Origin of the sequence: Kitasatospora sp. NPDC127116 (assembly GCF_042677365.1) — a bacterium.
Classification (GTDB): domain Bacteria; phylum Actinomycetota; class Actinomycetes; order Streptomycetales; family Streptomycetaceae; genus Kitasatospora; species Kitasatospora lactacystinica.
In genome coordinates, this window is sequence record NZ_JBHXTL010000009.1 from 103,719 (window position 1) to 124,797 (window position 21,079).

At 73.7% G+C, this 21,079-nt stretch carries 16 protein-coding genes; 11 read left to right on the forward strand and 5 right to left on the reverse strand.

Translation table 11 applies throughout. From position 1 onward, the window contains the following. Positions 1-24 precede the first annotated feature (24 nt). Genes ACFVHV_RS06145 through ACFVHV_RS06165 form a run of 5 tightly spaced genes read right to left on the reverse strand, consistent with a single transcriptional unit; the run spans position 25 to position 4,103 of the window. Complete coding sequence (locus tag ACFVHV_RS06145; RefSeq protein WP_049650325.1) at positions 25-399, reverse strand: ectoine synthase; 375 nt, start codon at positions 397-399, stop codon at positions 25-27. 11 nt (positions 400-410) lie between these two features. Next, on the reverse strand, positions 411-1,214 hold the full coding sequence (trpA, locus tag ACFVHV_RS06150; RefSeq protein WP_380349100.1) for a tryptophan synthase subunit alpha: 804 nt from the start codon (positions 1,212-1,214) through the stop codon (positions 411-413). After that, positions 1,211-2,296 carry an anthranilate phosphoribosyltransferase gene (locus ACFVHV_RS06155; RefSeq protein ID WP_380349102.1) on the reverse strand — a complete coding sequence of 362 codons (1,086 nt, stop codon included), beginning with the start codon at positions 2,294-2,296 and terminating at the stop codon, positions 1,211-1,213. Before ACFVHV_RS06155 ends, trpA begins: the two co-directional genes overlap by 4 nt. Before the next feature lie 2 nt (positions 2,297-2,298). Next, the gene (locus ACFVHV_RS06160) at positions 2,299-2,562 is read right to left on the reverse strand and encodes an acyl carrier protein (RefSeq protein WP_359908886.1); all 264 of its coding nucleotides are present in this window, start codon (positions 2,560-2,562) and stop codon (positions 2,299-2,301) included. Then, positions 2,559-4,103: an AMP-binding protein gene (locus ACFVHV_RS06165; protein WP_380349104.1), complete on the reverse strand. Its 1,545-nt coding sequence runs from the start codon at positions 4,101-4,103 to the stop codon at positions 2,559-2,561. The genes ACFVHV_RS06160 and ACFVHV_RS06165 overlap by 4 nt, the downstream gene beginning before the upstream one ends. A gap of 437 nt (positions 4,104-4,540) precedes the next feature. Here ACFVHV_RS06165 and ACFVHV_RS06170 point away from each other — a divergent pair, with 437 nt between their 5' ends. The 11 genes from ACFVHV_RS06170 (at position 4,541) to ACFVHV_RS06220 (ending at position 20,885) form a co-directional block, all read left to right on the forward strand. Beyond that, on the forward strand, positions 4,541-6,340 hold the full coding sequence (locus ACFVHV_RS06170) for a condensation domain-containing protein (protein ID WP_380349106.1): 1,800 nt from the start codon (positions 4,541-4,543) through the stop codon (positions 6,338-6,340). Then, on the forward strand, positions 6,337-10,410 hold the full coding sequence (locus ACFVHV_RS06175; protein ID WP_380349108.1) for an amino acid adenylation domain-containing protein: 4,074 nt from the start codon (positions 6,337-6,339) through the stop codon (positions 10,408-10,410). Before ACFVHV_RS06170 ends, ACFVHV_RS06175 begins: the two co-directional genes overlap by 4 nt. Further along, positions 10,407-13,553: an amino acid adenylation domain-containing protein gene (locus ACFVHV_RS06180; RefSeq protein WP_380349110.1), complete on the forward strand. Its 3,147-nt coding sequence runs from the start codon at positions 10,407-10,409 to the stop codon at positions 13,551-13,553. The genes ACFVHV_RS06175 and ACFVHV_RS06180 overlap by 4 nt, the downstream gene beginning before the upstream one ends. Before the next feature lie 52 nt (positions 13,554-13,605). Continuing rightward, positions 13,606-14,049: a nuclear transport factor 2 family protein gene (locus tag ACFVHV_RS06185; RefSeq protein WP_359908901.1), complete on the forward strand. Its 444-nt coding sequence runs from the start codon at positions 13,606-13,608 to the stop codon at positions 14,047-14,049. A gap of 128 nt (positions 14,050-14,177) precedes the next feature. Next, complete coding sequence (locus ACFVHV_RS06190; protein ID WP_380349112.1) at positions 14,178-16,085, forward strand: amino acid adenylation domain-containing protein; 1,908 nt, start codon at positions 14,178-14,180, stop codon at positions 16,083-16,085. After that, positions 16,082-17,317 carry a cytochrome P450 gene (locus ACFVHV_RS06195; protein WP_359908907.1) on the forward strand — a complete coding sequence of 412 codons (1,236 nt, stop codon included), beginning with the start codon at positions 16,082-16,084 and terminating at the stop codon, positions 17,315-17,317. The genes ACFVHV_RS06190 and ACFVHV_RS06195 overlap by 4 nt, the downstream gene beginning before the upstream one ends. 78 nt (positions 17,318-17,395) lie before the next feature. Continuing rightward, positions 17,396-18,154, forward strand: coding sequence for a thioesterase II family protein (locus ACFVHV_RS06200; RefSeq protein WP_380349114.1), 759 nt, complete (start codon positions 17,396-17,398; stop codon positions 18,152-18,154). 369 nt (positions 18,155-18,523) lie between these two features. Beyond that, complete coding sequence (locus ACFVHV_RS06205) at positions 18,524-19,219, forward strand: 2OG-Fe(II) oxygenase (protein WP_380349142.1); 696 nt, start codon at positions 18,524-18,526, stop codon at positions 19,217-19,219. 10 nt (positions 19,220-19,229) lie between these two features. Further along, on the forward strand, positions 19,230-19,580 hold the full coding sequence (locus tag ACFVHV_RS06210; RefSeq protein ID WP_380349116.1) for a metal-binding protein: 351 nt from the start codon (positions 19,230-19,232) through the stop codon (positions 19,578-19,580). Beyond that, complete coding sequence (locus ACFVHV_RS06215) at positions 19,577-20,143, forward strand: hypothetical protein (RefSeq protein WP_380349118.1); 567 nt, start codon at positions 19,577-19,579, stop codon at positions 20,141-20,143. Before ACFVHV_RS06210 ends, ACFVHV_RS06215 begins: the two co-directional genes overlap by 4 nt. A gap of 28 nt (positions 20,144-20,171) precedes the next feature. Next, positions 20,172-20,885 (forward strand): alpha-ketoglutarate-dependent dioxygenase AlkB family protein, encoded by a 714-nt coding sequence (locus ACFVHV_RS06220; RefSeq protein ID WP_380349119.1) that lies wholly within the window; start codon positions 20,172-20,174, stop codon positions 20,883-20,885. Positions 20,886-21,079: the final 194 nt, after the last annotated feature.

Consider the following 21,079-nt stretch of genomic DNA (forward strand, 5'->3'; position numbering starts at 1 on the left):
GTCCTGTCAGTCCTGTCGGTCCTGTTAGTACTCGGAGAAGTCGGCCGAGTCCAGGTTGTGGCGTTCGTCGCCGCGCAGCGCGGGCGAGAACACGCACACCAGGCGGAGGTCCTCCTCCGGGCTCGCGATCAGGAAGTGGGCGTCGTTGCGGTCGAGCGCGTACAGCGTGCCCGGCTCCAGCGGGTGGGAGGTGCCGTCGGTGTCCACGACCTCGCCCTTCCCCTCGATGCAGTAGCAGGCCTCCAGGTGGCGGCGGTACTCCAGCCGCGACTTGGTGCCGGCGCGGACGGTGGTGTCCGTCATCGTGTAGCCGAGGCCGTCGGATTCGAGCAGGAACCTGCGGCTGAGCCCGTTGCCCCAGTCCACGGTCTTCACGTCGGCAAGGTGTCGGACGATCATCGGTGTGCCTCCTAGTGGCTTGTCGAGTACGGCGAAACGGTCTGGATGAAGGTGTGGAACTCCTCGACCACGTCGGCCCCTTCGGCGAGGGCGCGCTCGATCCGGGCGACCCCGGCGCTGCCCACGACCGCGGCGTCGGCGCCGAGGTCGTGCAGCAGGGCGATGTCCGCCCGGGAGCGGACGCCGAATCCGACGGCGATCGGTGCGGTGGTCCTCGTCCGCAGTTCGGCCAGCGCGGCGGCCAGCTCCTGGTGGTCGGCGGTGAGCCCGCCGCCGCTGCGGCCGTAGTGGGCCACCAGGTACAGGTACGCGGTGGCGCACTCGGCGGCCGCGGCCTTCACCTCGGCCGTCGACGCGGCGTAGCAGGTGGCGACCATGGGCAGCCCCGCCTCCCGCACCGCTTCCAGGCAGCCGGCCCGTAGCCGCGGTGGCAGGCCGTGCACCAGCAGCCCGTGGACGCCCGAGTCGGCGACCCGCCGCACGAAGCAGGGCACGGTCAGGTCCCTGACCGTGTGGCTCCAGTCGGCCAGCAGGGCCACCCGCAGGTGGCGCAGCCGGGGCAGGATCCCGCCGAGGAAGTCGAGCACCTCGTCGAGTCCGCCGCCGTCGGCCAGGGCCCGCTGCGCCGATCGGCGGATGACGGGCCCGTCGGTGACCGAGTTCGGAAAGGGCACCGCCAGCTCCAGGCAGTCCACCCGGCAGTCGTCGAGCATCCGCATGACGTCGGCCAGTACGGGCAGCGGGGGGTCTCCGGCGTTGAGGAACACCGCCAGGCCGGGCCGGTCCGGCGGCCGGTGTGCGAAGAACCCGCTCACCGCGCACGCACCGCGGCCGCCGTGCGGCGCGCCGGCCGGGCGCGCAGGCGCTCGACGAGGTCGCGGGCGGCGCCGCTGCGCAGGGCGTCGTCGGCGGCCCCGATCGCCTCCGGCCACCCGTCGATCAGCCCGCTCGCGACGGCCAGCGCGGCGGCGTTCAGGCGGACGGTCCGCGTCGCGAGACCCGTCCCCTCCCCGGAGAGCACGCCGAGGAAGTGGGCGACCACGTCCTCGCCCCTTCCGGCCGGCCGCAGTTCGGCGATCGCGTCGGTCCCGGGCCCGGTCCCGGTCCCGGTCCCGGTCCCGGTTCCCGGAGCCTCGGCCGGCAGCCGGATCCCGTCGGTGCCGTCATTGGTGAGGACGACGTTGTCGACGGAACTGACGAGCTCGTCGATGCCCAGCTCGTTGGAGCACAGCCAGATCCTCCGGCCGGCGACGGTGGCGGCCGCGGTGGCGGCGACATGGCCCAGAGTCGGCACCAGCGAACGGTCCGAGACGCCGACGAGCTGGGCGGAGACCGGCACCGCGGCCAGGAAGGGGCCGACGGAGTTGATGAATCCGCCGATCATCCGAAGGTCCATCGGCACGATGCTCCGGGCCAGCAGCGCGACCTCCCGCGGGTAGACGAAGTTCCCCGGGAACGCGATGCCGAAGCGTTCCAGCAGGTCGTCGGTCTGCTCGTACGAGCTGGTCCTTCCGATGCCGAGACGGTCGAGCAGATCGTGGGAGCCGCAGCTGCTCGTGTAGGCGCGGGACCCCGTCTTGACGATGCGCACGCCCAGGGCCGCGGCGACGAACGCCGCCGCGGTGGAGATGTTGAACGTGGCCGGCCCGCCTCCGGTGCCGACGATGTTGGCCGTGCCGTCCAGCCGCGCGGGGACGGTCGGCCGCCGCTCGTCCAGCGAACGGAGCATCGCGACCAGCGTGTCCCGATCGGGCATCCGGGTGGACAGCGAGGACAGCAGCGCCACCGTCTCGCCGGACCGCAGCGTGCCGTCGCGCAGCTGGTCCCAGAAGGACCCCCACAGCTCCTGGTCGACGGTGCGGTCCCGGTCGATCAGCGCTCGCAGCACCTCGTGCATGACTAGTGGGAGTCCGTCCGGTGCGGCTGGGCCTCTTCGATGAACCTGCTGATCGAGGCGACGGACCGGAAGCTGTCCGGGTCGAGGTCGAACTCCTCGACGCGCAGGTCGAAGCGGTCCTCGAGCCAGGCGATCGTCTTGAGCAGGCCGAGGCTGTCGATGACCCCGCCGTCCACGAGGTCGTAGTCGGAATCCAGCTCGTGCGCGCCGACGTCCGGCAGGAACTCCTCGATGATGAACCGGGTGACTGTCGCGGCGTGCTTCACGTGGCCGTTCCTTCGCTGGGCTGGGGCTGGGGCTGGGGCTGGGACTGTGGCTGGGACGGGGAGCAGGTGCGCTCGATGGGCGCGCGGTCGATCTTTCCGGTGGACGTCCTGGGCAGCGGGTCGTCCACGATCAGCAGGGTGGAGGGGACCGCGGTGAGCGGAAGCCGCTGTGCGCAGTGCCGGCGCAGGGCCAGCGAGTTCAGCCGACTGTCCGGGGCGCGACGGACCACGCTCCGCAGCAGGCGGCCGGCCACCGGGTCGGGCACGGCCAGCACGGCCGCCTCGACGACGTCGGGATGGTCGAGCAGCACCTGTTCGACCTCGTGGGTGTTGACCCGCGTGCCGCGGACCTTGACCTGGTGGTCGTTGCGGCCTTCCAGGGTGATGCGGCCGTCCCGGTCGCGCCGCACGAGGTCGCCGCTGCGGAAGTAGCGCCGCGTCTCCCCTTCGTGGCGGTGGGTCGCGAACCGGTCGGCGTTCTGGTCCCGGTCCAGGTAGCCGGTGGTCTGGAACGGCGTCGCGACATGCAGCTCGCCGGTTCCCGGCCCGGTCACGATCCCGCCGTCGGCATCGACGATCACCGCGTGGACGCCGGGCAGCGGGTGCCCGATCGGCACCGGGCCGTCCGCCGGCTCGGTGCCGTCGACCTCGTGCAGGAAGCTGTCGTTGGTCTCGGTGCAGCCGTAGACGTTGTAGAGCCGCGCGCCGGTGAACAGCTGCGGAAGCTCGGCCAGGCAGCGGGCGGGCATGCTGTCACCGGTGAAGACGACGTGCTCGACCGTGTCGAGCCGCCGGCCGCTCTCCGCGGCCGCGTCGACCAGCAGCCGGTAGAACATCGGTACCGCCTGGACGAGTTGGACCCGGTGGCGGGAGACGAGGTCCAGCAGGTGGCCCGGGTGGGTGGCCCGGGCCGGATCGACCAGGACGACGCGGCCGCCGTACTTGAGCGTGGTCCAGATGTCCAGCAGGCACAGGTCGAAGGTGAGCGGGGCGTAGTTGAGGACCGTGGTCCCCCGACGGATGCCGAACCGCTCGCCGGCCCAGGTGGTGAAGCGGTCCACCGCCCCCGTACTCAGCGGTACGATCTTCGGCTGCCCGGTGGAACCGGAGGTGGTGAACATGAAGGAGACGTCGGCGGGCTCCGTGTCGCGCGCCGCCCCCGGTTCCGCCGGCCGGTCCCCGGCGCCCGGCCCGGGCGCCCGGGGGCTGTCCGGAGTCAGGACGTGCCGGATTCCGGCCCGCTCCACCAACGCGTGGGACGTCCGCCCCTCCGGCGTGGGGGCCGGCAGCAGCAGGAAGCGCCGCCCTTCGAGCAGGCAGGCGAGCACCAGGGCGATCGTCGAGGGCGACTTTGCGGCCAGGATGCCGATCGGCTCGTTCCCGGCCGGGGCGATCCGGGCGATCCGGACGCGCTCCCGCTCCGCCAGTCGGTGGAGTTCACCGTAGGTCGTCTCTTCTCCGTGCCACACCAGCGCCGGATCACCGGGGTGGCCGGTGGCGTGCGAGACGAATGAACCCACCAGGCTCTGCTGCTGCGTCATGCCTTCTCCGAGTTCATGCGAACGAAGTGGGTTCATATTCAACGGATGAGTTCATGCAACGGGTTCACCGATCTCATTCGGAACAATGAAGGGGTCGACGCGAAAGGGGCTCACCCGGCCGTCCACCTGGTGAAGGAAGAATTATCACGTGGCGACCGTCCACGGAAGTGGGTTGCTCGACCGGCGTCATGACGGCACGTCAGAGACGGTTTCGTGGCCGATCGCGCCGATGCTAGCCGTCGAGCGTGTTCGATCTACATAAGGAATCCGGTGGACTGGCGTAAAGATTGTCTTGATGCCTGCAACCCCGTTTCCTGTCTTGCGGAGTGAGACGGGAGCTGCCTACTATCCGCCGTACTGATCGCGATGAAGCGAATCGGCGAGGGTATTCCCGGGGCGTTCGAGCGTTCCCGATCGCCGTGAAAGGTGGATCCGTCATGCCTGGCTCCGATCGGCGCGCGCACGCTCCGACCCTGTTGTCCTTCGCCCAGCAACGGCTGTGGTTCCTCGACCGGCTGCGGCCGGGTCGGCCGGACCACAACGTCCCGACCGCGGTTCGCCTGCGCGGCCGGCTGGACCAGGGCGCGCTCGTCCGGGCGCTGACCGAAGTCGTGCGGCGCCACGAGGTGTTGCGCGGCAGGATCGTCGACACCGACGACGGCCCGTGCCACGTCACGGACCCGGTCGAGACCTTCGTGCCGACGATCACCGATCTGACGCACGCCCCGGCGGAGCAGGCCCGGCAGCGGGTCCGGGAGCTGGTGGCCGCCGATCTGGCGACCCCGTTCGACCTCGGGGCCGCTCCGATGCTGCGGGCCCGGTTGATCCGCACCGCCCCCGACGACCACCTGCTGCTCCTGGTGATCCATCACATCGCCTGTGACGGCTGGTCGTTGTCGGTGCTGTGGCAGGAGATATCCGCCGGGTACGGTGCCGCCGTCGAAGGCCGGCCGATCGCCCTGGCGGACCTTCCCGTCCAGTACGCCGATTTCGCGGACTGGCAACGGAGCCACCAGGACGGAACGGCGCTGCAGAACCAACTCGCCTACTGGCGCGAGCACTTGGCCGACCTGAGCCCGTCGGTGCTCCGGACGGACCGGGCCCGCCCCGCGGTGTGGTCGGGCCGGGGCGACCAGGTCGAGATCGAGATTCCCGCCGAACTCGCCGACCGCGTCCGCGCACTGGGGCGCGCCCACGAGGTCACGCCGTTCATGACGCTGCTGGCCGCCTTCCAGGTCCTGCTGGCGCGCTGCACGGGACAGGCCGACGTGACGGTGGGGACGCCGATCTCCGGACGGACCCGGATCGAGCTGGAGCCGCTGATCGGCTTCTTCGTCAACACGCTCGTCCTGCGCACCGACCTGTCCGGTGACCCCGGCTTCACCGACGTGCTCGCCCGGGTGCGGCGGTGCGCGGTGGAGGCCTACGCCCACCAGGACGTCCCCTTCGAACGGCTGGTACAGGAGCTGCGGCCCGAACGCGATCTGGGCCAGCACCCCCTGTTCACCGTCATGTTCCAGCTGGAGGATCCGCCGGCGCTCCCGTCCGGCCTCCCGGGGATCGAGGTGAGCGACCATCGGATACCGAACGAGGTGGCGAAGTTCGACATCGAGGTCTCCCTGACGGACCGCGGAGACCGCATCACCGGCGTCATCCGCTACGCCACCGACCTCTTCGACCGCGACACGGTGCGGCGACTCTCCGAGGGTTTCGGGGCGCTGCTCGACCAGCTCGTCGGCAGTCCCGAACGGCCGATATCGGCGTGGGAGACCCCTCCGGGCCTCCGTGCGAGCCGCTCCGCCCCCGCCACTCCCGCCGTGCCGCCCGCGGCCCCGCAGTCCGATGCCGACGGGGCCGGCGCTCCCGTCGTACGGACCGCGACCGAGACCGAGCTTCTCGTGCTGGAGACCTGGGCCGAGGTGCTCGGTGCCGCCCCGGACGACGTGCACGGCGACTTCTTCGAGCTGGGCGGCCATTCGCTCCTCGCGTCGAAGATCATGTCCCGACTCGGCCGGGCACTCGACCTCGAACTGCCGGTCACCCTGCTGTTCTTCCACCCGACCGTCGCCGAACTCGCCGACGCCGTCGACGCGGCGCTGCTGGCGGACCTCGGCGCCGCCGAAGCGGAACCACTTCCCGCCGAAGCGGAACCGCTCCCCGCCGACGCCGACGCCGACGCCGAACCGCTTACCGCCGAAGCCGAACCGCTCCCCGCCGGAAAGGCCCGTCACCCGTGAAGGCACCGCACAGTCGATCCGAGCCCGGCCGACCGACCGGCTCCACTCCGGCCACCACCCGGGCCCTGCTGGACCAACGCGTCCGCGCGGCCCGGAGCAGGGCCGCCAAGGGCGAGCCGGGGGACGCGGTCCCACGCCGCCCGGCGGGCGCGCAGGTGACCTCGTTCACCCAGGAACGCATGTGGCTGATCGAGCGGCTGTCCAACGGCCCCGCGATGTACAACGTCCACGAGGTCTTCCGGCTGCACGGCCCGCTGGACGTGGCCGCCCTCGGCCACGGCCTCACCGAGCTGGTGCGGCGCCACGAAGTCCTGCGCACCGCCTTCCCCGAGCAGGACGGGCGCCCCGTCCCCTCGGTCGAGCCGGCCCGGCCGCTCGACCTGCCCGTCACGGACCTGCGGGCCGAGCCCGCGGACCGCCGGACGCAGTTGGTCCTCGATCTCGTCCACGCCGAGATCCTGCGCCCGTTCGACCTGGCCACCGCCCCACTGCTGCGCGCGGCACTGCTGCGGGTCGACGAGGACGAGCACGTCCTGGTGGTGGTCGTCCACCACATCGCGGTCGACGGCTGGTCGATGCCGCTGCTGTGGGACGACCTGTCGGCGATGTACCGGAGCCGGCTGGAAGGCCGCGAGCACGAGCTGCCGCCCTTGCGGATCCAGTACGCGGACTTCGCCCACTGGCAGCGGGCCCGCCTCTCCGGCGAACGCCTGCAGCGCCAACTGGACTACTGGAGCGCACAGCTGTCCGGGCTGTCGCCGTTGGACCTGCCCACCGACCGCCCGCGCGGTCCGGTCCGCGCGGGCCGGGGCGAGCGGATCACCTTCACGGTGCCCGAGGAACTGGCCGGGCGGTTGCGGCTGCTGGGCCGGCGGCACGGCGCGACGATGTTCATGACGCTGCTCGCCGCGTTCCAGGCCCTGCTCGCCCGCTACAGCGGGCAGTCGGACGTGGCGGTCGGCACTCCGGTCGCGGGCCGGAACCGTCCGGAACTCGACCAGCTGGTGGGCTCGTTCATCAACACCGTGGTCATCCGCACCGACCTCGCGGGCGACCCGAGCTTCGCCGAGCTGCTCGATCGGGTCCGCCGGACCGCCGCGGACGCCTACGCGCACCAGGACGTGCCGTTCGAACGGCTGGTGCAGGAGCTGCGGCCGGCCCGCGGTCTCGACCGCAACCCGCTGTTCCAGGTGATGTTCGCCGGTCTGTCCGACCCGACCGCCTCCCTCCGGCTGGTGGGGACGGAGGTCGAACGGATCGAGGTCGACAACGGCACGGCCAAGGTCGACCTCAGCCTGGTGATCGCCGACGGGCCGGCCGGCCCGGGCGGGACGACCGGGACGGTGGCCTTCGACACCGATCTGTTCGACCGCGCGAGCGTGGAGCGCCTGGTCGGCCATTACCTCCGGCTGCTGGACGCCGCGTCCGGCGATCCCGACCGTCCCGTCTCGCGCCTGGAACTGCTCACCGAGGCCGAACGCGAGGCGCTGCTGGTGGCCGCCAACGCCACCGACGAACCCTTTCCCGCGGACCTCTGCGTGCACGAGCTGGTCGAGGAGCGGGCCCGGCTGACCCCCGACGCGGTGGCGGTCCGCTGCGGCGCCGAGCGGCTGACCTACCGGGAACTCGACCGCCGGGCCAACCGGTTGGCCCGGCACCTACGAGCCCGGGGAGCGCGGCCGGAACGCCTGGTCGGCGTGTGCCTGCCGCGCTCGGCGGACCTGGTCGTGGCCCTGCTGGCCGTCCTCAAGTCGGGCGCCGCCTACCTGCCGCTGGACCCGGACCTCCCGGCACGGCGCATGTCCTTCATGCTCGCCGACGCCGACGTGCCGCTGCTGCTCACCCAGGACTCCCTGGCCGACCGGCTCCCGAACCACGGCGCCGCGACGGTGCGGATGGACACCGAGGCCCGGCTCATCGCGGCCCGGCCTGCGGACCCGCTGCCACCGCTCGCGACGCCCGCCAACCTGGCGTACTCGATCTACACCTCCGGTTCGACCGGCCGCCCCAAGGCCGTGCTGGTCCCGCACGAGGGCGTGGTCAACTACCTGGTGGTCCGCGGCCGGCAGCTGGACCTCGGCGGGGACGACGTCGTCGCCTCGGTGGCCTCGATCTCCTTCGACGTCATCGTCCCGCAGGTGCTCATGCCCCTGGCCTGGGGCGCGAGCGTGGTGATCGCCCCGTCGGAGGTCGCCGTCGACGGCCCGCGCCTGACGGAGATGATGCGCGAGTTCGGCGTCACCACGCTCATGGCCACACCCGCCACCTGGCTCCTGCTGCTGGACGGCGGATGGCAGGGCGGCCGGTTCCAGGCGATCTGCGTGGGTGAACCGCTCCAGCCCGCCCTGGCCCGGCGGCTCCTCGACCGGGTCTCCACGCTGTGGAACGGCTACGGTCCCACCGAGGCGTCCGTCGGCTGTGTCACCCGGCGCGTGGACGCCGAACGGGACCTGGCCCGGCCGGGCGGGTCCGTGCCGATCGGCCGGCCGCTCGGCAACCTCCGGATCCACCTGCTGGACCCGGCGGGCGCCCCGGTGCCGGTCGGCGTACCGGGGGAGATCCACATCGGCGGGGTCGGCGTCACCCGCGGGTACGCCAACCGGCCGGGGCTGACCGCCGAGCGCTTCGTGCCGGATCCCTTCGGTGCGGCCGGCGGCCGGCTGTACCGGACCGGCGACCTGGCGCGGTACCTGCCGGACGGCAGCCTCGTCTTCCTCGGCCGCACCGACGAGCAGGTGAAGATCCGGGGATACCGGATCGAGCTGGGCGAGATCGAGGCCGCGCTGTGCGCGCGGCCCGGTGTCGCCAGGGCCGCGGTGACGGTGCGCGGCGGCGGGACGGACGCCGAACTGGCCGGCTACCTGGTGTGGCAGGACCGGCCCGGTGACCTGGGGGACCTGCGGCGCTCCCTGCGCGAGACCCTGCCCGAGTTCATGGTGCCCACGACGCTGACCGCACTCGACCGGATCCCGTTGACCACCAACGGCAAGGTGGACCGCGGGGCCCTGCCCGCGCCCGCCCGCCACGGCCACGGGGCGGGTGCGCTACCGCCGCGGGACCTGCCGGAACTCCTGATGACCGGGATCTGGGAGCGTGTGCTGGGCACCCCGCGGGTCGGCGTCCGGGACGACTTCTTCGCGCTGGGCGGGCACTCGCTCAGGGCGGTCGAGCTCGTGGAGGCGATCCGGCGGGAGTGGGGGGTCACCGTGCCGCTGAACACGGTGTTCCGCCATCCCACCGTCGAGGGCCTGTGCGCGGAACTGCCCAACGCGTCCCGGGCCCTGCGCCGGATCGTCGTCCCGCTGGCAGAGGGGGACCGCCGCAGGGCGCCGCTGATCCTGGTGCACCCGCAGAGCGGCGACGTGTGCTCCTTCCTCCACCTCGCCGGACAGCTCACCGAGCGCCTCACCGAATCCCCTGCGGGCGCCCGGCCCGTCCACGGCCTGGAGGCCGTCGGCTACAACACCGACGAGCCGCCCCTGGCCACCGTCGAGGAGCAGGCGCAGCGCTACCTGCGGGAGCTGCGGTCCGTGCTGCCCGACGGCCCGTACCTGCTGGCCGGCTGGTCCTTCGGCGGGCTGGTCGCCTTCGAGATGGCCCGCCTGCTGGAGGAGCAGGGGAACCCCCCGGGATTCCTCGGGATCATCGACGTCGGAGCGCCCGCGTCCGCCACTGGAGCCGACGACGGGGCGGACGGGGACCTCCACGAGCTCGACGAGCAGGCCGCCCTCTCGCTGCTGCTCCACGACGCCGACGGCCGTGAGCGCCTGCCCGAGCGGGTGCGAACCGAACAACTGCGGCGCATGGCACGGGTGTTCACCACCAACGGCGCCGCCGCCCGGCGCTACCGGTCGGCAGCACGGCTGCGGACACCGATCCACCTGTTCACGAGCGCCGAGACCCACCCCGAACTCGGTGCCCCGGTCGTGGTCCCCGCCCGGTGGCAGGACCGCACCCGGGGGGCGTTGAGCGTGGTCGAGGTCCCCGGCAACCACCACGACATGCTGTCGCCGCCGCACGTCGCCCCCTTCGCCGACGCGCTGTCGGCCGTCCTGGAGGAGCTCGGATGAGTGACGGACACGAGTTGCCGCTGTCGTCGGCGCAGTCCGGCATCTGGTTCGCCCACCACCTGCGCCCCGGCAGCCCCGCCTACAACACCGGCGAGTACGTGGACATCCCCGGGCCGATCGACCCGGAGCTGTTCGAGACGGCCGTGCGCCGCGTGGTGGACGAGACCGAGTCACTGCGGGTCCGCCTCACCGACGGTGCCGACGGCCCCCGGCAGGTCGTCACCCCGGCGCCCGACTGGACGATGCACCACGTCGACCTCACGTCGACACCGGATCCGCTGCGGGCGGCCGAGCGCTGGATGCGCGCCGACCTGTCCACGCCGGTCGGGCTCACCCGGGACCCGCTGTTCCGCCAGGCCCTGTTCACCGTCGCGCCGGACCGCTTCCTCTGGTACCAGCGCGTCCACCACATCGTGGTCGACGGCTTCAGCATGTCGCTCATCGCGCGCCGCGTCGCCAAGACCTACACCGGACTGGTCGAGGGCAGGGACGGGACAGGACCGGCCTTCGGGCCGCTGAGCGCCCTGCTGGCGCACGACGCCGCCCACCACGCCTCCGAACAGCCGGAGCGGGACCGGAAGTTCTGGGCGGCCCGGCTGGCCGGCCGACCGGACCCGGTCAGCCTCGCCAGCCGCTCGGCGGCCGCCTCGGACGGCTTCCTGCGCCGTACCGGCAGCCTCGACGCACCGACCCTGGCCGCGCTGCGACGGGCCGCGCGACCCGCCGGGGCGAGCTGGCCCACCGCCTTCACCGCGACGGTCGCCGCGTACCTCCACCGCCTCAGCGGCGAACGGGACATCGTGCTCAGCATGCCGGTGACCGGGCGCACCGGCTCCTCCGTGCCGACCGTCCCCGGCATGGTGGCGAACGTGGTGCCGCTGCGGCTGAGCGTGCACCCCGGACAGGGTCTGTCCGCCCTCGCGCGACAGGTGGCCGAGGAGGTCGCCGCCCAGCGCCCGCACCAGCGCCACCGCACCGAGGACCTGCGCAGGGAGCTGGACCCCGCACGCTCGGAGCGGGTCCTGTTCGGGCCCGTCGTCAACATCATGTCCTTCTACTACCACCTGGACTTCGCGGGGGTCCGGGCCACCGTGCACAACCTGTCCAACGGGCCGGTCGAGGACCTCTCGTTCTCCGTCTACGACCGCTCCGACGGCACCGAGCCCCGGCTCGACGTCGACGCGAACCCCGCGCTCTACTCAGAGGCCGAACTCGCCTCCCACCAGCAGCGGTTCCTCCGGTTCCTGAACGCGGTGGCCGCCGACCCGGACCGGCCGATCGGCCGGCCCGACCTCCTCACCCCCGAGGAACGGCACCGGACCGTCGTGGCCGCCAACCGCACCACGCGGCCCCTGCCGCACCCGACGGTGCCGCTGGCCTTCGCGGCCGAGGCCGCGCGCACACCCGACGCGCCCGCCGTGGTGTGCGGGGAAACCACCCTGTCCTACGCGGAGTTGAACGCCCGCGCCAACCGGCTGGCCCACCGGCTCATCGCCCTGGGCGTCCGCTGCGACAGCACGGTGGCCGTGCTCATGGAACGCTCCGCCGACGTGGTGGTGGCGGTCCTGGCGATCGGCAAGGCCGGCGGCGCCTACGTGCCGCTGGACACCCGGGCCCCGACGGCCCGCCTGCGGCGCGTCCTGGACGACACCGGGGCGGCGGTGCTGCTCACCCACCGGGCCACCCGGGAGCACGAACTGTCCCACGGCACACCGGAGGTCGTCGTCGACGCCGACCCCGGCCTCGCCGACGAGCCGGCCACCGATCCCGTCGTGCCGCTGCGCCCGGACCACCTGGCGTGCGTGCTGTACACCTCGGGCTCCACGGGCACGCCGAAGGGCGTGGCCCTGAGCCACCGCAACGTCATCAGCCTGACCGCGCAAGGCGGTTGGCGCGAACAGGACGGCCCGCGCGTGCTCGCGCACTCCCCGCACGCCTTCGACGCCTCGACCTTCGAGTGGTGGGTGCCGCTGCTCAACGGGGGCCGGGTGGTCGTGGCCCCGCCCGGGGAGCTGACGCTCTCCGACCTCCACCGGCTGATCGTCGACCACCGGGTCGGCACGCTGTGGTTGACGGCCGGGCTGTTCCGAGTGTTCGCCGAGGAGTCCCCCGGCACACTGGCCGGGGTCGGCCAGGTGTGGACCGGCGGTGACATCGTGCCGGCCGACGCGGTACGGCGCGTCCTGGCACGGTGTCCGGACTCCGTGGTGGTCGCCGGGTACGGCCCGACCGAAGCCGCCACCTTCACCACCCGCCGGGTGCTCCGCCCCGGTGAGGCCGTGCCCGACGTCGTCCCCCTCGGCCGGCCGATGGACAACAGGCGGGTGTACGTCCTGGACGAGGCGCTGTCGCCGGTGCCGCCGGGGGTGGCCGGCATGCTGCACGTCGCCGGTGCGGGCGTGGCGCGCGGGTACCTGAACGACCCCCGCCGGACGGCCGGCCAGTTCGTGCCGTGCCCGTTCGGCGAACCGGGGGAGCGGATGTACCGCACGGGCGACGTGGTCCGCTGGAACGCGGAGGGGGAGCTGGAGTTCCTCGGCCGCGCGGACGAGCAGGTCAAGCTCCACGGCTTCCGCATCGAACTGGGCGAGATCGAGGCGGTGCTGGCCGGGCACCCCGCCGTCGCCCAGGCGACCGTGGTCGCCGGCCCGGGTGCCCCGCCCGGCCGGCGTCTGATCGGCTACGTCGTCCCGGCCGGGGACCCGGCGCTCGACCCGGCGTCGGTGCGGGAGCACGCCTCGGCGGCGCTGCCGGACTACATGGTGCCCTCGGTGATCGTCACGCTCGACGCCTTTCCCCTGACCCCCAGAGGGAAGATCGACCGGGCCGCGCTGCCCGTCCCGGACCCCGCACCGGCGCCGTCCGGCCCCGGGCCGCGCACCCCGGCGGAGCGGACGATGTGCGCGCTGTTCGCCGAGGTGCTCGGCCGGCCCACGGTGGGCGTCGACGACGGTTTCTTCGCGCTGGGCGGCAATTCCCTGCTCGCGACCAGGCTGGTCAACCGGGTGCGGGTGGGGTTCGGCCGCGAACTCACCCTCGGCGCCCTGTTCCAGGCGCCCACGCCGGCGCGCCTGGTCGACGCGCTCGACGACGCCCCGGACTCCGCGGCCGTACCGGACCTCGCACCACGCACACGACTCTGACAGCTCCGACAGCTCCGACAGCTCCGACAGCGATCACAGGAAGCACCTCGGCATGGCCCACACCCTCTCCCAGCCCGACGAGACACCGGCAGCGCCGGTACCACCTGAAACCCCGATCGCGGCAGCACCCCCGACGGCCCCGGCGCTGGGAGTCTCCCAGGTCCGCCGGTACTACCAGCTCGTCGACGCCGGGGACGTGCCCGCGCTGGTCGCCCTGTTCACCCCGGACGCCCGCTACCACCGCCCCGGGTACCGACCCATGGTCGGGCACGCCGAACTGGAACGCTTCTACCGCGACCAGCGGGTGATCCGCACCGGCGTGCACACCCTGGCCACCGTGGTCACGACCGACGACGAGGTGGCGGTGCACGGCCTGTTCCGCGGCGTGCTGCACGACGGCGGTGAGGTCGAGCTGCGGTTCGCGGACTTCTTCCGGATGACGCCGCAGGGCCGCATCGCCGCGCGGGACACCTTCTTCCACGTGCCCGCGGTCTGAGCCGCGGCTCCAGCGGCCGCAGCGGCCGCAGCAGCTACAGCAGCTGTAGCGGCGCCAACGGCGACGGCCCACGCGGCCGCGCGTTCAACCCCGACGGGGACACTTCAGCACAGGAAAGCGGGAAGCAGTTGACCAAGACCGTCTTCACCTCCGACATCCCGGCGTTCGTCGGCAGCGGACGGCCGCCGTTCGACGCCCGGGCGATCCACGAGCTGGTCGCCGAACAGGCGGAACGGGCCCCGCACGCGCCCGCCGTCACCTGCGACGGACGGACCCTGACCTACCAGCAGCTCAACGACCGCGCCCACCGGCTCGCCGGGCGACTGCGAGCGGCCGGACTGGCGCAGGAGGACGTCGTGGGCGTGCTGGTGCCGCGCTCGCCGGAGCTGATCGTGGCCCTGCTCGCCGTCCTCGTCGCGGGCGGGGCGTACCTCGGACTCGAACCGGACGACCCGGCGAGCCGCCACGCGCTGCTGCTCAAGGACGCGGGCGCGGGCATGGTGATCACCGAGGAGGCCCTGCGGGAGCAACTGCCCGGCACCGTCGTCACGGTGACGGAAGGCCGCCCGGCGCCGGAGCCGGCCACCGGGCCGGCGGCTCCGGCCCGCCCCGGCGACCCGGACCGGCTCGCCTACGTCAGCTACACCTCGGGCTCCACCGGCGAGCCCAAGGGCGTCGGCGTGCCCCACCGGGCGATCGACCGGCTCGTCCGGGGCGCGGACTGGATGGACGTCCGCGCCGAGGACGTCTTCTTCCACCTCGCGCCGGTCGCGTTCGACGCGTCCACGTTCGAGATCTGGGCCCCCCTCGTCAACGGCTGCCGACTGGTCCTCTTCCCCCCGGTCGCCATCACGCTGGAGCACGTGGCGCGCCTCGTCCGGGCCGAGCGCGTCACGGTCCTGCTGCTGACCACCGGGCTCTTCCACCAGATGGCGAGCTCCCACCCGGAGGCGTTCGCCGACGTGCGGCACGTCCTCACCGGGGGCGACGTGGCCTCGCCGAACCACGTCCAGCACCTGCTGGCCCGCCACCCGCAGCTGCTCTTCACCAACGGCTACGGACCGACCGAGAACACCACGTACACGACCTGCTGGACCAGCAGCACCCTCCCGGAGCTGCGGAGCGTGCCGATCGGCCGCCCGATCAGCGGCACCAGGGTCGCCGTGCTCGACGGCGACCTCGGCCCGGTGCCCGTCGGCGAGTGCGGGGAACTGTACGTGGCCGGGGCGGGCCTGGCCCGCGGCTACCTGGGCCGCCCGGCCGCCACCGCCGAACGGTTCCTGCCCGACCCGTTCGGGAGCGAGCCGGGCGCCCGGATGTACCGGACCGGCGACCTCGTGCGATGGCTGCCCGACGGCACCCTGGAGTTCGTCGGACGTGCGGACGACCAGGTCAAGGTCCAGGGCTACCGCGCCGAACCGCGCGCCGTCGAGGTCGAGCTGGAACGGCTCGCCGGGGTGCGGCACGCGGTCGTGCTGCCGCAGCCCGACCCGGCGGGCGGCACCCGGCTGCTGGCCTACGTCGTGCCCGCGGAACCCGATCCGGCGGGCAACGCCGAGCTCGGCCGGCGGCTGCGCCACGAACTGCGGGACCGGCTGCCGGGCTACCTGATCCCCTGGGCGATCCTCGTCCGTCCCGAGCTGCCGGTGAACCGCAACGGCAAGATCGACCGCCGGGCCCTGCCCACCGCCACCCGGGTGCCGCGCAACGTGCCCAACGAGTTCGTCCCGCCCCTCACCGAGGTGCAGACGCGACTGGCCGAGTTGTGGGGCGACGCCCTCGGCGTCGAACCGGTCGGCGTCGACGACGACTTCTTCGACCTCGGCGGACACTCCCTGCTGGCCACCGACCTCCTGGTCGCCACCCAGCGCGAGTTCGACGTGGACCTGCCCGCGCAGACCCTGTACCTGTCGCCGACCGTCGCCGAGCTGGCGACGGCCCTCACCGCCCGGATGCGGACGTCGGGCCCGGACGGCCCGACGGACGGCCCGACGGGGGACCCGGCCGACGGGGCGGGGGAGGGGCAGCCCCGATGACGGCGGTTCCCCCGACCACGCGCTGCCCGGTCCTCGCCCCGCGGCCGGTCGATCTGATCGACCCCGACCTCTACCTCTCGGGCGGGGCGCACGAGGCGTGGCGACGGCTGCGCCGCGACGCCCCGGTGAGCTGGCAGCCGGTCGGCGACATCGGCTACTGGTCGATCGTCGCCCACGCCGAGGCCAACCGGGTACTGCGCGACCACGACACGTTCACCTCCGAACAGGGCACCCTGCTCAACCTCCTCGGCAAGGGCGACCCCGCCGGCGGCCGGCAGATGGCCGTGACCGACCCGCCCCGGCACTCGCGCCTGCGCGGCCCGCTGCAGCAGGCGCTGTCGATCAAGACGGTGGAGAACGACCGGGAGGCGATCCGCCGGGCCGTCGTCGAACTGCTCCGGCCGCTGGCCGACGGAGGCCCGTACGACTTCGCCGCCGCCATGGCCACCCTGCCGATGGCGGTGATCGGCACCATGATGGCGCTGCCGGAGCAGGACTGGCCGCGGCTGGTCCGGCTCGCCCACGCCTGCATCGCCGCGGACGACCCCGAGTTCCAGCTCGCCGCCGGACCGGCGGCCACCCTCGTGACCGCCCACCGCGAACTGTTCGCCTACTTCCAGGACCTCGTCACCGCGCGTCGGCGCGCACCGGGCGGCGACCTGATCAGCGTCCTGCTCACCATGGAACTCGACGGACGCCGACTGTCGCCGGGCGAGATCGTGTCCAACTGCTACAGCCTGCTGCTCGGAGCGACCGTCACCACCGCCCAGCCGCCGATCGCGGCGATGGCCGAACTGGCCGGGACCGCCGTCCTGGACGACTGGGCGGCCCACCCGGAACTGCTCGGCAGCGGCGTGGAGGAGGCACTGCGGTGGGCCTCGCCCACCCAGCACTTCATGCGCCACGCCACCCGCGACGTCGAGATCCGGGGCGTGCCGATCCGCGCGGGGGACGCCGTCGTCGTGTGGCTGGCGTCGGCCAACCGCGACGAGACCGTGTTCGCCGATCCGGACACCTTCGACATCCGGCGGCGGCCCAACAAGCACATCGCGTTCGGCGTCGGCGCGCACTACTGCATCGGACACACCGTCGCACGGGTGGCCCTGCGGATCCTCTTCGCCGAACTGCTCGGCCGGTTCACCGGCTTCGAACCCGCCGGGACGCCGCGGCGCATGCGCTCGAACATCATCGCGGGCTTCACGCACCTGCCGATCACCGCGCGGACCCGCTAGGAGCCGGAGCCGTCACCCCGGCCGCTGCCACCGCCGCTGCCGAACCCGAGAAGAAACCCCCCACCCGGAAGGTCATCAGTGGACGCTCCGACGGCCCGTACCCGCAACAAGTGGTTCCTGCGCGAGCCGTCGCCGGTGGCACCGGCGCGGCTGTTCTGCCTGCCCTACTCCGGCTGCGGTGCGAGCATGTACCGCCAGTGGCCGTCACAGGTCGACGGCGTCGAGGTCTGCCCGGTGCAGCCGCCCGGCCGGGAGAACCGGATGCGCGAGCCCGCCCACACCACCTACGAGGCGCTGGCCGACGACCTCTGCGAAGCGCTGCGCCCCCACCTGGACCGCCCCTACGCCCTGTTCGGGCACTGCGGCTCCGCGCTGGCGGCGTACGAGACCGCCGTACGGCTGGTCCAGCGGGGCTGCCCCGCCCCGACCCGGCTGTTCGTCTCCTCCGAGGTCGCGCCGCAGGACGGCCCGTACGGCCGCTTCCTCGGCATGAGCGACGACGAGCTGGCCGCCGAACTGCGCCGGCTCGTCGCGGAACTGGGCGGCACCCTGGAACCGAGCCTGCTCGCGCTCTACCTCGGCGTCCTGCGCAACGACGTCGACATGAACAAGCGGTACCACGTGGCCGAGCCGGTCCGGCTGCCCTGCCCGATCACCGCCATCGGCTGGACCGGGGACACGGGCATCGAGCCGTCGCTGATGACCGGCTGGCCGGCCTGCGGCGAAACGACCTTCGAACTCCTGGAGGGAGGCCACTACCGCTTCATCGAGGCGCCGGCGGAACTCCTGGCGCTCCTGGTCGCGGATCTGACGCCCACCCGGTCCCGCACGCCCTGACACCGGATCCGAGTGCGAGCAGCGGGGGAGCGGCGGGGGAGCGGCGGAGCCGGTACGCCCTCGGCGCGGACCCGATGGGCCCGACGTTGGTCCGCGAGCGTGATTCCGGACCCCTTCGCCGGTCGGGCGGCCCCGGACCCGCCATCCATCGGATGCGGTGCCCGACGCGGTGTCCGAATGCCGCCAGCACGCGGCCCCGTCCAAGGGCGACGATCGGAACAGCCCGACCGTGCGGTGCCCGCGGCCCTCCCGGTCCGCGGGCCCATGCCCTCGCTCGTCCCCGCCCGTCCAAGGATCCCTCCCGTGAACGACACCCTCCTCACCGCCGACGCGCCCACCACCGCGGCGCCCGCCCCGGTCCCGGCCGTCCTGCCCGCGCTCGACTCGCTCGACTGGCAGGGCGTGCACGAGCAGTTGGACCGGGACGGTGCGGCGCTCACCGAGCCGCTGCTGTCGCCCGCCCAGTGCCGGGAGCTCGCCGCGCTCTACGACCGGCCCGAACTGTTCCGCACCACCGTCGACATGGCCCGCCACCGCTTCGGCTCCGGCCAGTACCGCTACTTCACCCACGACCTGCCCGAACCCGTCGCCGCCCTGCGCGAAGCCCTCTACCCCCGCCTGCTCACCGTCGCCCGCGCCTGGGCCGACAAGCTCGGCCGCCCCGCCCCCTGGCCCGACACCCTCGCCGAGTGGACCGCCAGGTGCCACGCCGCCGGCCAGGACAAGAGCTCCCAGATCCTGCTGCGCTACGGCCCCGGTGACTGGAACGCCCTGCACCGCGACGTCTTCGGCGAGCTCGTCTTCCCCCTCCAGGTCGTCATCGGCCTCGACGCCCACGGCACCGACTACACCGGCGGCGAGTTCCTCCTCGTCGAACAGCGTCCCCGCGCCCAGTCCCGCGGCACCGCCACCGTCCTTCCCCAGGGGCACGGCCTGATCTTCACCACCCGCGACCGCCCCGTCCCCTCCGCCCGCGGCCACCGCGCCGGCCCCGTCCGCCACGGCGTCAGCACCGTGCGCACCGGCCGCCGCCACGCCCTCGGCCTCGTCTTCCACGACGCCTGAGCCCCGCCGCATGGCCGCCACCGGCACGCCCGCGCCCGCGCCCGCGCCCGCGCTCGCGCCCGCGCCCACCGTCGGCACCGCCCCGGTCCCGTCGCGCCGCTACACCCTGACCGGACCCGACAACCGCCCCTACTCCAGCACCACGCCCGGCACCCTCGGCGGCCACCGGCGGGGCCGCCGCTACGGCCGCCTCGACTGCCCCTCGGCCCTGCGCGCCATCGCCGCCGGCGGCTACGTGCGCCACCGCGTCTTCTTCGCCGACGAGGCCACCGCGATCGCCGCCGCCTACCGGCCCTGCTCGGTGTGCCTGCCCGGGAGGTACCGGGAGTGGAAGACCCGTCAGAAGGACCGCACCCCGTGAACCCCAGCCCCGCCCCCGACCGCTCCCCGCTCCTTCCCGAACCCGGGAGCACCGCCTACGGCGACCTCCCCGCACCCGCCCCCCACACCGCCCCCGAACTCGCCGCCCTGCTGCGCCTGCTCGCCGAGCACCGCCGCCCACCCCTGCGCAGCGTCGCGATCGGCCACAGCCGCGACGACGCCTCCCGCACGGCCGCCGCCGCGTTCGCCGACGCCTGGCACGCCGCCGGCAACGCCGTCCTGGCCGTCGTCGACTGGCCCGAACAGGCCGCCTCCTGGCTGCGGCCCGCCCAGCGCCTCACCGACCGGGAACCCGACGCCCTCGTCATCGCCGCGGCCCCGCTCGGCTGGGCGCAGCTCGCCCGGCGCCTGCGCCACAGCACCCCCTGGCGCCCGGACCGCACGTTCGGCTTCGCGTCCCTCGCCGAGCCGGTCGCCGCGGCGCTCGCCGGGCCCGGCGTCCTGGACGGCGTGCGCGGCGCGAGCGCGGACGGCGGCACCTGGCGCATCGAATCCGGCTGGACCGCCTCCTTCCCGCCCCCCGCCCCGGGCGCCGCCGCGTGAACAGCACCCCTGCCCCGGGCGCCGCCGTGTGAGCAGCACCCCCGCGCTGTTCGGCCCGCCGCCCGCCGGCTACGAGCGCCGCGAGATCGCGCCGGGCGCCGTCCACCTGCCCGGCTGGCTCACCCCCGACCGGCAGCGCGAGCTCGTCGCCGCGTGCCGCGCCTGGGCCGTCGGCCCCGTCCCGATGCGGCACACCCGGCTGCCGGGCGGTGGCGTCATGTCCGTGCAGACCGTGTGCCTGGGCTGGCACTGGCAGCCCTACGCCTACACCCGCACCGCCGCCGACGTGAACGGCCGCCGCGTCGCCCGCCTCCCCGACCGGCTCGCCGACCTCGGCCGCCGGGCGGTGGCCGACGCCTACCAGGACCCCGACCGGGGCGCCGCCTACGAACCCGACGCCGCGCTGGTCAACTTCTACGACGCCGACGCCCGGCTCGGCATGCACCAGGACAAGGACGAGCGCTCCCTCGCCCCGGTGGTCTCCCTCAGCATCGGCGACACCTGCCTCTTCCGCTTCGGCAACACCCGCGGCCGCAACCGGCCCTGGACCGACCTGACCCTCGCGTCCGGCGACCTCCTCGTCTTCGGCGGCCCCTCCCGCCTCGCGTACCACGCCGTGCCGAAGATCCTCCCCGGCACCGGCGACCCCGCCATCGGTCCCGCCCGGGGACGCCTCAACATCACCCTGCGCGTCACCGGCCTGACCGACCCCGCACCCGCTCCGACCGGATCGGCCCGGTGACCGCCCCCGCCCGGTGACCGCCCCCGCCTGGTGACCGCCCCCGCCCGGCCACCGGCCGGGATCAGGGCCTTGAGGCCGCGTCAACCCCGGGCGCGCCGATTGTGAACGCCGCATTAACCCAAACTGGTCAGTGTGTGACATATTCTTCCTCGGCGGATGAATTCGGACCAATCGTCCTGAACCCGCCCGGAGGG